This is a genomic window from Bacillus sp. FSL E2-0195 (assembly GCF_038003645.1).
In the GTDB taxonomy this organism is placed as follows: Bacteria; Bacillota; Bacilli; order Bacillales; family Bacillaceae_G; genus Bacillus_A; species Bacillus_A mycoides.
The window spans coordinates 4,781,773-4,793,189 of record NZ_JBBOPN010000001.1 but is presented as its reverse complement, the minus strand read 5'-3'; the positions used below and the strand labels follow the sequence as shown (position 1 = coordinate 4,793,189).

The 11,417-nt window shown below is 37.3% G+C and carries 15 protein-coding genes and 1 pseudogene; 8 read left to right on the top strand and 8 right to left on the bottom strand.

What is annotated here, in order from left to right; all coding sequences use genetic code 11:
• Nucleotides 1–45: 45 nt before the first annotated feature.
• Nucleotides 46–348 carry a YunC family protein gene (locus MHH59_RS24910; RefSeq protein WP_002015926.1) on the top strand — a complete coding sequence of 101 codons (303 nt, stop codon included), beginning with the start codon at nucleotides 46–48 and terminating at the stop codon, nucleotides 346–348.
• 55 nt (nucleotides 349–403) lie between these two features.
• On the top strand, nucleotides 404–1,135 hold the full coding sequence (gene yunB / locus MHH59_RS24905; protein WP_002129745.1) for a sporulation protein YunB: 732 nt from the start codon (nucleotides 404–406) through the stop codon (nucleotides 1,133–1,135).
• A gap of 57 nt (nucleotides 1,136–1,192) precedes the next feature.
• On the opposite strand, the gene MHH59_RS24900 is transcribed toward yunB, so the two are convergent.
• Nucleotides 1,193–2,176 (bottom strand): M23 family metallopeptidase, encoded by a 984-nt coding sequence (locus MHH59_RS24900; RefSeq protein ID WP_002184733.1) that lies wholly within the window; start codon nucleotides 2,174–2,176, stop codon nucleotides 1,193–1,195.
• Nucleotides 2,177–2,365: 189 nt separating this feature from the next.
• Here MHH59_RS24900 and lipA point away from each other — a divergent pair, with 189 nt between their 5' ends.
• Entirely contained in the window at nucleotides 2,366–3,262 is an 897-nt protein-coding gene (lipA, locus tag MHH59_RS24895; RefSeq protein WP_002034580.1) for a lipoyl synthase, read from the top strand.
• A 20-nt stretch (nucleotides 3,263–3,282) separates the two neighbouring features.
• On the opposite strand, the gene MHH59_RS24890 is transcribed toward lipA, so the two are convergent.
• Nucleotides 3,283–3,762, bottom strand: coding sequence for a YbaK/EbsC family protein (locus MHH59_RS24890; RefSeq protein WP_002184734.1), 480 nt, complete (start codon nucleotides 3,760–3,762; stop codon nucleotides 3,283–3,285).
• Nucleotides 3,763–3,836: 74 nt separating this feature from the next.
• Nucleotides 3,837–4,391 carry a histidine phosphatase family protein gene (locus MHH59_RS24885; RefSeq protein WP_002184735.1) on the bottom strand — a complete coding sequence of 185 codons (555 nt, stop codon included), beginning with the start codon at nucleotides 4,389–4,391 and terminating at the stop codon, nucleotides 3,837–3,839.
• Nucleotides 4,392–4,524: 133 nt separating this feature from the next.
• On the opposite strand from MHH59_RS24885, the pseudogene MHH59_RS24880 reads away from it, so the two are divergent.
• A pseudogene (locus MHH59_RS24880) lies at nucleotides 4,525–4,839 on the top strand (hypothetical protein); the annotation flags it as partial.
• A 297-nt stretch (nucleotides 4,840–5,136) separates the two neighbouring features.
• On the opposite strand, the gene MHH59_RS24875 reads toward MHH59_RS24880, so the two are convergent.
• Nucleotides 5,137–5,952, bottom strand: coding sequence for a YhfC family intramembrane metalloprotease (locus MHH59_RS24875; protein WP_002015917.1), 816 nt, complete (start codon nucleotides 5,950–5,952; stop codon nucleotides 5,137–5,139).
• A 99-nt stretch (nucleotides 5,953–6,051) separates the two neighbouring features.
• Between MHH59_RS24875 and MHH59_RS24870 the strand changes: the two genes are divergently transcribed.
• Entirely contained in the window at nucleotides 6,052–6,783 is a 732-nt protein-coding gene (locus MHH59_RS24870) for a MerR family transcriptional regulator (RefSeq protein WP_002129738.1), read from the top strand.
• Nucleotides 6,784–6,811: 28 nt separating this feature from the next.
• Here the strand turns inward: MHH59_RS24870 and MHH59_RS24865 are convergent, their stop codons facing one another.
• Nucleotides 6,812–7,390: a YhcN/YlaJ family sporulation lipoprotein gene (locus MHH59_RS24865; RefSeq protein WP_002015915.1), complete on the bottom strand. Its 579-nt coding sequence runs from the start codon at nucleotides 7,388–7,390 to the stop codon at nucleotides 6,812–6,814.
• Nucleotides 7,391–7,508: 118 nt separating this feature from the next.
• Between MHH59_RS24865 and MHH59_RS24860 the strand changes: the two genes are divergently transcribed.
• Complete coding sequence (locus MHH59_RS24860) at nucleotides 7,509–7,811, top strand: YutD family protein (RefSeq protein ID WP_002015914.1); 303 nt, start codon at nucleotides 7,509–7,511, stop codon at nucleotides 7,809–7,811.
• A gap of 124 nt (nucleotides 7,812–7,935) precedes the next feature.
• On the opposite strand, the gene MHH59_RS24855 is transcribed toward MHH59_RS24860, so the two are convergent.
• From MHH59_RS24855 to glpX, 3 genes are all read right to left on the bottom strand, one after another.
• Nucleotides 7,936–8,433 (bottom strand): hypothetical protein, encoded by a 498-nt coding sequence (locus MHH59_RS24855; RefSeq protein WP_002129735.1) that lies wholly within the window; start codon nucleotides 8,431–8,433, stop codon nucleotides 7,936–7,938.
• 373 nt (nucleotides 8,434–8,806) lie between these two features.
• A complete protein-coding gene (locus MHH59_RS24850) occupies nucleotides 8,807–9,073 on the bottom strand; it encodes a DUF3055 domain-containing protein (RefSeq protein WP_002034592.1) in 267 nt (88 codons plus the stop codon).
• A 16-nt stretch (nucleotides 9,074–9,089) separates the two neighbouring features.
• Nucleotides 9,090–10,061, bottom strand: coding sequence for a class II fructose-bisphosphatase (glpX, locus tag MHH59_RS24845; protein WP_002015911.1), 972 nt, complete (start codon nucleotides 10,059–10,061; stop codon nucleotides 9,090–9,092).
• A gap of 147 nt (nucleotides 10,062–10,208) precedes the next feature.
• Here glpX and MHH59_RS24840 point away from each other — a divergent pair, with 147 nt between their 5' ends.
• Nucleotides 10,209–10,649, top strand: coding sequence for a DUF86 domain-containing protein (locus MHH59_RS24840; RefSeq protein ID WP_002015910.1), 441 nt, complete (start codon nucleotides 10,209–10,211; stop codon nucleotides 10,647–10,649).
• Between the two features lie 78 nt (nucleotides 10,650–10,727).
• Nucleotides 10,728–11,360, top strand: coding sequence for a helix-turn-helix transcriptional regulator (locus MHH59_RS24835; RefSeq protein ID WP_002167445.1), 633 nt, complete (start codon nucleotides 10,728–10,730; stop codon nucleotides 11,358–11,360).
• Nucleotides 11,361–11,417 lie beyond the last annotated feature (57 nt).

Genomic DNA, 11,417 nt, shown 5'->3' with positions numbered 1-11,417 from the left:
CATTTTTCTCTTGTCATAAAGATAAGAAAGAGAGGAGTGTGAACTATGGTTAATGTAGAGCCAATTATAATTGATAACTATACGTTCATTGCTGTTAGCGTAAAACTTCCAAAGACAAATTTGCTAGCTGTAATGAGCGATAAAGGATATATTATGTGCGGTGCTTTAGATGTAGGTCTTCTAAATGAGAAGTTAGGTGATAGAGGAATTATTGCTGGCCGTGCGGTTGGTGTAAGAACGATTGAACAACTTCTTGAAGCACCGCTGGAATCAGTAACGACTGGAGCCGAAGCTTTAGGTATTCCGGTAGGCACAATCGGAAAAGATGCACTATTAAAAATGAGATAAGCATATATCGTCCCTCTTTCTTGCATAGAAATAATATAAGAAGGAGGGTTTTCTTATGGGCATATTTCGTTCGAAAAATTCGCGGTTTCGAAGGGGACCGATTTCCTTTCGGTATATACTGCTTATTTCATTTATTATTTTTATCGTAATGGTAGTTCAAGGTTTATGGATTGTAAATAAAAGTATTCAGCCAACGTTAATTAAGTATGGGGAAACAGAGACTCATAAAATGGCAACAGCAGTTATGACGAAAGCGGTAAAAGACCGGATTAATGAAGGGTTTGATGTAGATTCATTAATGAAAGTACAAACGGATAGGAACGGGAAAGTATCTACAATTGATTTAAATACAAAACAAGTAAATGAAATATTAACATCGACTACTGCATACATAGAAAAATATTTACAACAAGTAGAAAAAGGGGATACGAAAGCACTTGGTATTTTTGAAGAGAATGGGGTATCTATGTCAGTTCCTTTTGGGCGCATAACTGATAATGCGCTTCTTGGTAATATAGGACCGGATATTCCGATTAATTTTACGCCAATTGGTCATGTGAATACGGATATTAAACAATTAGTTGAGCCGCAAGGAATTAATAATACAGCGATCAAAATTATTATGGAAGTGGAAGTGACGTTACAAGTTATGATTCCGTTACGCACGAAAGAAATTAAAGTGAAGCAAAACATTCCGATTGCAACGCGCATCGTTCAAGGTGAAGTGCCTACTTATTACGGAAGCGGGGGGGTTGTTGTACCAGATAAAAAGAAAACGGATAATTAGTCAGTAGTGTTCTATTGATTTATATTTATAAAAAATAACCGTAGCAATTTGCTACGGTTATCTTTTTGTATTTGCTCGTTCTTTTCGTTCCCAGAGGCTTAAATGCATGTATGGATCGAAAGCCCATTCTGTATAGCCATTGTCTTTATACATGCCGAAATGTAAGTGAGGCGGGAACTTTCCAGCTGTACCAGGAGGACCGTAGCCGGTACTACCGACAAATCCGATTACTTTTCCTGGTTCGACAATTTGTCCGAGCTGTATTTCTTTAGAGAACCCGCCTAAATGAGCGTAATAGTGGTAATTATTATGAAGGTCACGAATACCAATGCGCCATCCACCAAGGCGATTCCATCCTTTTGTTTCAATAACGCCATAGCAAGTTGATCGTACTGGTACGCCATATCCAGCAAAAATATCGGTTCCTTCATGAATCCTCCTGCCGCCAAAGCTTCTACCAGCACCGAAAGTACTACGATAGCTATGGTCACTGCGAATCGGGAGAGGGAAAGCATTACCTTCTAAATTAATGCGTCCATAATGTTTATAAATTCGGGCGTATTCTGTAATTAATTCAACTGTTTTTGCACGTCTATAATATTCCCAAAGCATAATGTTAATACGGTCTTCCGACGTTCCTTGTTTCTTTAAAATAGTTGCTGCTGTATGCAGAAGATCACGGTCGTTATTTGCATTTGCAAATCCATCTTTGTCACCATCTAAACCCATTCCGCCAAATAGAGAAATTGTATGGGGGAGAGTATCATTACTATTAACAGGTCCAGCCCATATTTCAGGTTTGAAATAAAGGGAAATGATGGCATCTGGTTTTTTCGGAATATTTTTTCTTACGCTCCGTATGTTTCTTTCGTATTGATCCATTGCGGCTAAGTAATACCACGGAATACCGGAAGATTGCTCAGTTTCTTTATATAGTGCCATGCGCTTTTCATATATGCTTTGCTGATTATCTTCACCGTAAGCGATGTTTTGGTGGAGAAGAAAGCAAATCGAAAGCAAAAGAGAAATTTTTCGAAGCATGAAATAGACTCCTTTCACAACATCACTCTTTTTAGTGTGGGATATACGGAGTATTTCATTATAGGGAACGATTGGAAAAAATCTTAGAATCTTCATTTGAGCAAATCGCTTTCATACGTTAGAATAGATATGTTACATTGAAAGAAGCGAACACGGTAAACTATTTCATATTGTGCGGAGTTGATAACCATGACAAAACAAACAGAGTATAAGCGCAAGCCCGAATGGTTGAAAATTAAGTTAAACACGAATGAAAACTATACAGGCTTAAAGAAAATGATGCGTTCTAAGAATCTTCATACAGTTTGTGAAGAGGCGAAATGTCCGAATATTCATGAATGCTGGGCTGTAAGGAAAACAGCAACATTTATGATCTTAGGTGCGGTTTGTACACGTGCTTGTCGTTTTTGTGCGGTTAAAACAGGCTTACCAACTGAGCTTGATTTACAAGAGCCAGAACGCGTAGCAGATTCTGTAGTACAAATGGGCTTAAAGCACGTTGTTATAACAGCGGTTGCACGTGATGATTTAAAGGACGGCGGAGCAGCTGTTTTTGCTGAAACAGTACGCGCTGTACGTCGTGAAAATCCATTCACGTCTATCGAAGTATTACCATCTGATATGGGTGGGGTAGAAGAAAACTTAAAAATGTTAATGGATGCAAAACCAGATATTTTGAACCATAACATTGAAACAGTACGTCGATTATCTAACCGAGTTCGCGCTAGAGCAAAATATGACCGTTCATTAGAGTTTTTACGTCGAGCAAAAGAAATGCAGCCTGATATTCCAACTAAATCGAGCATTATGCTGGGCTTAGGTGAAACGAGAGAAGATTTAATTGAAGCAATGGATGACTTACGTGCAAACAATGTGGATATTTTAACTCTTGGACAATACCTACAACCATCTAAGAAGCATTTACCAGTTATTAAATATTATCCACCAGCAGAATTTGCAGAGCTAAAAGAAATTGCACTTAGCAAAGGATTTAGCCACTGTGAAGCTGGTCCACTTGTACGTTCTTCTTATCATGCGGACGAGCAAGTACGTTCTGCAAAAGAAAAAACAGCAGAAGCGAAATAATGAAAAAAGAGAGCTAATCATTAGCTCTCTTTTTTCTTATACTCTAAAACTTTATTTTGACATGTGGATAAAATCTTTTTTAATTCCTCTGTGGATAATTCAATTGTAAATTCAGGTACACCAGGTGTAATTAAAATTTTATCGTAAGTATAAATTGAACTGTCCACAATAATCGTTACATTTTGTGAATAACCGAAAGGAGCTACACATCCAGGAGTGCAACCAGTCTCTTCTCTTAGCTCATTAGGAGAACAGAGAGATAAGCTCTCTCCTGTTATTTCTTTCATCTCTCCTCGGTTGAGGCGAGTGCCTTCTAACGTAAAGAATACGTAATGCTCCCCGGATTTTGATTTTAAAAATAAGCTTTTACTTGGAGTGCCTTGCAAACCAAGTCTTTCACGAACGATACGATCTGTTTCATAGTCAAGTACTGGTTCGTGTTCAAATTTTTCATAAGAAGCATTTGTTTTATGTAGTAAAGAAAGTACATCTTCATACATATGGAATGATACCCCTCTCTATTGTTAATACAGTCTCTTCTCGTGGCGTCAACTGAGTGTTTTGGAAAGGGATACTACTTGGACGATGCTTCCCATAATCGTTTTATGAAACTTTGTTCATCGATTGTAATTTCGTAAACATCAGGATTCGTTAAAGTTCTCCATTCACTAAAGCCGATCGTACGATCAAAGTGCTTTAAAATGAGCGTAAGTAAGTTTCCATGTGTAACGAGTAGTGTTGTAGTATGGTTTAACTTTAAAACGTCTTGGATAAGCGATATAGCACGGTCCGTTGCTTGTTTTGTTGACTCTCCGCCTGAAAAGGCAATATCTATGTTTGTAAAAGTAGATTCTAGTTTTTGCATCCAATCATCCATCGGAACGTTGCTTAATATACGTTCAGCTAATCGTTCATCCTCTTCGATAGATAGGTTAGCTTGAATCGCATAGGGCCGAATGGAATCGATAGCTCGGACAAATGGGCTCGAAATAATATGATCTATTTGTAGCTGATTTTCTAAGAGGAATGCAGCAAGGGTGTTAGCTTGATCTTTTCCGGCAAACGTTAATTCGGCATCACGTTTTTGTCCAGTTGCGGAACAATGTCGTATTACAATAATTTTCTTCATAATTCATCCCCATCTTTCAAGTTGACGCTATATACTTCGACAAATGTGGAAAAAATTCCTTTTTATTGGAAACGGAATAGTGATCTAAGTATGTGGAAAAGTAATGTGGATAATGAAAATTTGAGGTGCAATTATGAAAAAAATGATATGCATTGTATTCAGTATTTGTTTTCTCGCGCAATTGTCCACAACATATGCACAATCAAATCAAAAATTAGACTATCCAAGCAATCGAAATAAGCCATTTGTGAGTGAGGATGTGTTTTACGAACAGTTAGATAAAAAGGTGTATAAAGAATATAAAAATGCAGCATATAGTGTTCGGAAAAAGATTTTATTTAAAGAAGTGCCCGATGAAGAATTTTCTTTCAGACAAAAAACAGCCGTGGGTTGTCGGAGTAGCGTGGTGTTTCAAGATTTTTTTATTCACCCTGATCGCCAAGTTTACCCCGCATTAACGGGCAGTAAGACTCCCACCGCAAAATTCAGTTTTAAAGAAAAGTAGTTAAATGGGAGATCAACTGCCCGTAAAAGCCCGATTGGTTCAACTAATAATCAGTGGATAAACCCCCACTGATTAAAGTTTCACTTTATTTTTCGCTTCCTTTTCTCAAGATGAAGTAGATGAGTTCCATAAGTACATCGTTATAGATGCGGAAACAAAGAGGGGGCTGCAAGGGGGGAAAAGTTATCATCACTACGAAAATCCATATAAAAAATAACCCACCAACTGGTGGGTTATTTTTTACTCTGGCACACTTACTAATTTCGCTTTCATTTTACGAATAAGAATGAAACCACCAATCGCGAAGAGAAGAGTAATTCCTTCTGCTACAAAGATGTTAATCATTTTTGTTTGGTAAAGTGCCGCGAAAAAGTCTACAAGTGCGTGGAATAATATAGCGTAAACAAGGAAAATGTATTTCTTTTGTTTTACTGCGTATACGACAAGCATTGTGAAGGCAATTTGCAGCACGAGTGCCATAATTCTTTCTAGGCTACCGAGTAAGTATAAATAGGCAGGTTGTTCTATTAACATATCCTTTACAAGATTTAATTGTGGTAGTTTTTCTGCCATTTGAGCGAAGCTACCATTGTTAATAGCATTAGCGAATATAAGTGTCTGCAATGCAGAGAATCCGCCAACTAAAATGGATTCAATCCCGCCATGACCAATTCCATAAGCGAAGCCATCTTTATATTCTAGATATTTTTTTAGTAGGAAGAAGAAGGCAACGAAGCGTCCTAATTCTTCAAAAATACCAGCAGTTAGTCCGCCATAAATTGCAAAGACATACGGATTTTCTAAAAATGGAGCGATTGCTGGATTACCACGCATAAATAGGTGGAACGGTGTTTCGAGAATTTGGGTAAATCCAATAAAGATAAGAACACCAACGCCGACCACTTTCCAATTAATATTATATTTTTTACGGAAATAAACGAGTACAATAATTGGGACCAGAACCGAAACAACAAGTTGAAATATGATGCTGGCAATTACAGTATTTGAAACCATACTTTCACCGCTTTCTAATATATGTACATATCTATTATGCATGAAATATGGGAGAGATGAAACTTTTAGAGATAAATGAATTTACTTATTGACTCTAACGTTGCGTCATACTTTATTGTATGTACTAAGGGGGAGATACACATGACAATGAAGGTAAAAGAAGTAGCTAATTTAGTTGGAATTAGTGTGCGCACACTGCATCATTACGATGAAATTGGGTTATTAACCCCAGACGAGACGACAGAGTCTGGATATCGTCTGTATTCCAATGAAAATTTAGAGACACTGCAGCAAATTTTATTTTTTAAAGAACTAGGCTTCCCTTTGAAGAAGATTAAAGAAATTATCATGAGTCCATCATTTGATCATGAAGAAGCACTACAGCTTCATAAGAAAATGCTTCTTGAAAAGCGTGCCAGGTTAGATAAGGTGATAGCGACGATTAATAAAACAATTCAGCATACAAAAGGAGAGATTGATATGACGAATAAAGAGAAATTTGAAGGATTTGATTTTAGTCATAACCCGTACGAAGAAGAAGCACGTGAACGATGGGGAGATGAGGCTGTAGATAAAGCGAATAAAACAGCGAAGGGGATGTCTAAAGAGAAACAGGAGGAGTTTAATAATATTTACAGAAATTTAGCAACACTTCGAAATGGAGCACCGGATTCTAAAGAGGCGCAATCCGCAATCGGGGTATGGTACGATTACTTGCAAAACTTCGGTGAATATTCATTAGAGGCCTTTAAGGGACTCGGTCAAATGTATGTTGCTGATGAGCGTTTTACGAAAAATATTGATAAGTTTGGTGAAGGTTTAGCGCAGTTTATGTGTGATGCGATGGAGGTTTATGCGGATCGTAAGAAATAGTAAAAAGGTGGAGGTTTTCTCCACCTTTTTATTTTTTAATCATGTCATTTAAAGTTTGATCCCCCGTATTGTTCAAATGAGGATTATCGCTCATTTCACGTTTTAACATATCAAGACTTTGTTCATATTCTTTATCGTTTAAGCTGCCAGATTGAAGACCTTGAATTTGAGAAATCAACTTTTGGTTTGTTGATACATATGCTTTATAATAGCGAGGAACGATGGACAAAGCAGTTTTATATACTTGATCTGTTACGAGTTTCGGATCTGTTGTGTTTGCACGGTATACAACGAACACTTCGTCGTCGGTAACGAGTGTAGCGGCATTGGTGACGTCAGGAAGTTTGACTGTCATGCTTGTAATCATTTCAGCGACTTTCTCACGGTTAATGGCGCCTACTTGTTTGTTAGATACTTCATGTTTTTGTTTAGATGAATAGCCCACCCTTGTGAGCCGTGTATTTGTATTTTCCGTATGATACATGTCGTTTTTGTTGGAAACAAGAACACGACTTCCTTCTTCACGCTCCATTTCGGCTTTATTAGTTGATTGGCAGCCTGCAAATAAGGAAAGAGTGAGAAGAGAGAGTATAATTTGTTTTTTCACGATGTAGCACCTCCTTCTCCATAGCATGCACTAATTTTCAATTTTTTGTATTTGAAATTGTTGGTTGTTATGCTTTGTGATACGATAAAAAGAAGAATGCTTAGAGAGGAAGTTCATAATGGAGCAAAAGCAAGAGATTCATACTACGGTGAGCGTTAATAATGTTCAGTACGAAGTGATTAAAAACTTTCGTGACGGTTTTAGTGAAGAAGCACTTAAAGAGCGCTATGCAGAAATTTTAAATAAATATGATTATATCGTTGGAGACTGGGGTTATGAGCAACTTAGATTGCGCGGATTCTTTGATGATAGTAATCAACGTTCGACATATGATACGAAAATTAGTACTTTATCAGAGTATTTATACGAGTACTGTAACTTCGGTTGTGCACACTTTGTATTACGAAAAGTGAAGAAATGAAAAAATCCTCTTACGATTGTAAGAGGATTTTTTCATAGCAATTATGAGGAGACTGTTTACATTACATCTAAGTCATTCAATAAATCAATCGTACCTTTTCTCACCTTTAACATGAGAGTCCACCTTACAAACAAATTGAAATGTAATCACCTTCAGAAAGAGTTTTGTTTGGTTTCATTTGTTGTCCGTTCAATTGGATATGCCCATTTTTAATTTTATCCACAATGAGTGCACGGCTCCAATCTGAAATATATGTGGATAACACTTTATCAATCCGGTGGGAACCGAAAACTATGTCTAATACGATCGTTATTTCGGCTATACCACTTTCTTTGTATTGTGTAATGGAAATGGTAGTACTTGTTTCCGTTTGTTCTTGCTGAGTCATCTCGACAGTTTCGACGTGATCAGTAAATGATTTATAAATATGAAGTTTTTGATTCCACGTATGATCTTTCGGACATTTATAAATTGCAAATCGGTATATGTTCTTTCCGTTTGCGTTATGCCTGCGAATGTTCGTGTCGGTAAAAAGGGTAGTACGCCTGCAATTTTTACAATATTTTTCGATTGTTGCTAGTTCGTTTTCATATAAACTCCAAGAAAGTTGTACTTTCTGCATTTTCCTTCACCCCTTATATTAGTGGCAAAGGAACGTAATACAGCTATTTGGATGTCTTGTAGTATGAAGACATAAGAAGTAGACAAAAATAAAAAGAGGTTCCCCCAAGAGGAACCTCCGTAAACATCATACTACAGATGCGTTACGTTCCTTCGTAATGGGAATGGGCAGACTACTCCCTTGAAAAAGCACGGTGCTTTTTTGAGAGTAATGCTATCCAATTGCTGATCCATTACAAAGTAAATGTTGGCATACGCAGATAACGTCCTTTCTATCCAAATAGATTTGTTCATAAGTATAACACGTAAGATTGAAAATTCAAAATATTAATTGTAAAAAAGCACCAGCTAACATAGCTGGTGCTCCAGATAAATTATATAAGTTCAAATAAAAATGAGCGTAATTCTTCTGCATTTTCTTCAGACATCGAAAATGCATGCTCTAAGTAGCCTTGTTCGTTTAAATCGTCAGGACCGATGATAGCAAATTTGTTGCTTTGCATATCAAGGACTATCGTTTTACCGTAATGACGATCGGAGTATAAAAGCGCTAAATCATGACGCTCATTTTCCCCCAAAAAGCTAACGAAACGAGTTTTTGTAGCGACTGTATCGTCGTACAGAAAGAAACGTTCTTCCATACACATGGCTCCTTTATTAAATATCTAAGTTTAAGTGTGGTTTATGATCTAAATGGTGATGCGTTTTAATGAAACGTACTGTTCTTGTTTTGTAACGCATTACGATAGAATATGTTTCAGCTAAATCTCCGCCAAGGAATTTCACGCCGTCTAATAATTCACCAGCAGATACACCTGTTGCTGAGAAGATTGCATCATCACCAGATACTAAGTCATCTAACATAAGAAGTTGACGAGGATCTTCTAATCCCATTTCACGACAACGAGCTTCTTCTTCTTCGTTCATTGGAACTAAGCGAGCTTGCATTTCACCTTCAAGGCATTTTAATGCTGCTGCAGAAATAACGCCTTCTGGAGCTCCGCCAACACCTACGAATAAGTCGATACCTGTTCCAGGTAAAGCTGTTGCGATTGATGCACCAACATCTCCATCACCAAATAGTTTTACGCGTGCACCTTTTGCACGAACACGGTCAATAATATCTTGATGACGTTCACGTTCTTGGATGATAACCGTTAGGTCACGAATTTTTTTATTGTTTGCTTCTGCCACAATATCAATTGTTTTTTCAATTGGATCATCTAAGCTAATTTTACCAGCTGCTTTTGGACCAACCGCGATTTTTTCCATGTACATATCCGGAGCATGAAGAAGGTTTCCTTTATCTGCGATTGCGATAACTGCCATTGCATTTGCAAGGCCTTTTGCAACGATGTTTGTACCTTCTAATGGATCAACGGCGATATCTACTTCTGGACCGTTACCTGTTCCTAGTTCTTCACCAATATACAACATCGGTGCTTCATCAAGTTCTCCTTCACCGATTACAACTGTACCTGCCATGTTTACTGAATCGAACATATCACGCATAGCTGTAGTTGCTGCATCATCTGCTTCGTTTTTCTTTCCGCGGCCCATCCACTGTGCGGATGCTAAGGCTGCTGCTTCTGTTACACGGACAATTTCTAGTGCGAGTTCACGTTCCAAGGTTGCATTCCTCCAATTTCAAAAATCATACAAATATAACTATAACAAATAACGAGGAAAAGGTGAATTCGAAAAATTGTCGATTTTTTCAGAAGAAAGCGTTACAATTAAAATGTAAATGCTTTAATTTCCAGGTAGGTGACATTCATGTACTTCGTAGACAGAAAGAAAATAGAACAAATGCTAGTATGTTTAGAACGAGCAACAAATACATTTCAAGAGAAAAAGACATATGAAACCGAGTTTGAATTTTACGCATTAGAGCGCATGGCGCATCTTATTATCGATTGTATATTAGATGTAGGGAATGCGATGATTGATGGATTTATTATGCGCGATCCAGGAAGTTACGAAGATATTATTGATATTTTAATGGACGAGAGAGTTATAAGTGGAGAAGAGGGAGCGCATATTAAAGAAATTATTCTTCTTCGAAAAATGCTTACGCAAGATTATATTCAAATGAATCATGATGAATTATATAAGACGATTCAAAAACATATCGCCGTGGTAGAGAAATACCCAGCGAATATTCACAGTTATTTAGAAAAGGAATTAGGACCTGTATCTGCATTTGTACCAGAATAATTGTGCTTATAAGATCCCCGGGAATTCCTTTGGGGATCTTATATTGTATAGGAGAAAGAAAAGGGAGAAGGGTGAGCTATGGGGGAAGCACGTACTACGAGAGAAGAGATTGTACAATTACTGAAGATAAAAGGAGAGCATACTGTAGCAGAATTAGCCGAAGCTTTAGAAATTACAGAGATGGCGATTCGTCGACATTTAAGTAAACTAGAAAATGATGAGCTAATTTATTCAAAGATGGTAAGGCAGCATGTTGGACGCCCAACATATTTGTATGGATTAAGTCAAAAGGGAGAAGATACATTCCCGAAAGAATATAAGCAGTTTGCTATTGATATGCTAGAAGATTTAGCTCGAATGGGCGATGAAAAAATGCTGCGTCACGTCTTGCAAGCGAGAACGAAACGAATGGAAGAACAGTTGCAAAAGAGGATAAGTAATCAAAGTAATTTAGCGTATAAAGTTCAAGAAGTAGCTGCTATGCAAGAGAGAAACGGTTATATGGTTCAAATAAAGCGAGATGGGGAGCATTCTTTCATATTTGAAAAGCAAAACTGTCCGTTAAAGGAAATTGCAGAGAGATTCCCGCAAGTGTGTGAAGATGAAAAAGATATGTACAAGCGGTTATTTGCAGATGCAAATGTGAAGACGTTAGCAAACATGTGTGAGGGAGATTGTAATTGTTCGTACCAAATAAAAGAGAAAAAATGAACGTTATGGGACGCTTTAGGGTAAAGCGTTTTTTTCTTTTGAAAAAGGGGTTAATAT

Bases quoted from the DNA above. Each gene is read 5' to 3' on its own strand.
- lipA (WP_002034580.1), top strand. From the start codon at position 2,366: ATGACAAAACAAACAGAGTATAAGCGCAAGCCCGAATGGTTGAAAATT.
- MHH59_RS24835 (WP_002167445.1), top strand. From the start codon at position 10,728: ATGGGGGAAGCACGTACTACGAGAGAAGAGATTGTACAATTACTGAAG.
- yunB (WP_002129745.1), top strand. From the start codon at position 404: ATGGGCATATTTCGTTCGAAAAATTCGCGGTTTCGAAGGGGACCGATT.
- MHH59_RS24890 (WP_002184734.1), bottom strand. From the start codon at position 3,762: ATGTATGAAGATGTACTTTCTTTACTACATAAAACAAATGCTTCTTAT.
- MHH59_RS24900 (WP_002184733.1), bottom strand. From the start codon at position 2,176: ATGCTTCGAAAAATTTCTCTTTTGCTTTCGATTTGCTTTCTTCTCCAC.
- MHH59_RS24870 (WP_002129738.1), top strand. From the start codon at position 6,052: ATGACAATGAAGGTAAAAGAAGTAGCTAATTTAGTTGGAATTAGTGTG.
- MHH59_RS24850 (WP_002034592.1), bottom strand. From the start codon at position 9,073: ATGGAAGAACGTTTCTTTCTGTACGACGATACAGTCGCTACAAAAACT.
- MHH59_RS24855 (WP_002129735.1), bottom strand. From the start codon at position 8,433: ATGCAGAAAGTACAACTTTCTTGGAGTTTATATGAAAACGAACTAGCA.
- MHH59_RS24840 (WP_002015910.1), top strand. From the start codon at position 10,209: ATGTACTTCGTAGACAGAAAGAAAATAGAACAAATGCTAGTATGTTTA.
- MHH59_RS24885 (WP_002184735.1), bottom strand. From the start codon at position 4,391: ATGAAGAAAATTATTGTAATACGACATTGTTCCGCAACTGGACAAAAA.
- MHH59_RS24860 (WP_002015914.1), top strand. From the start codon at position 7,509: ATGGAGCAAAAGCAAGAGATTCATACTACGGTGAGCGTTAATAATGTT.
- MHH59_RS24910 (WP_002015926.1), top strand. From the start codon at position 46: ATGGTTAATGTAGAGCCAATTATAATTGATAACTATACGTTCATTGCT.
- MHH59_RS24875 (WP_002015917.1), bottom strand. From the start codon at position 5,952: ATGCATAATAGATATGTACATATATTAGAAAGCGGTGAAAGTATGGTT.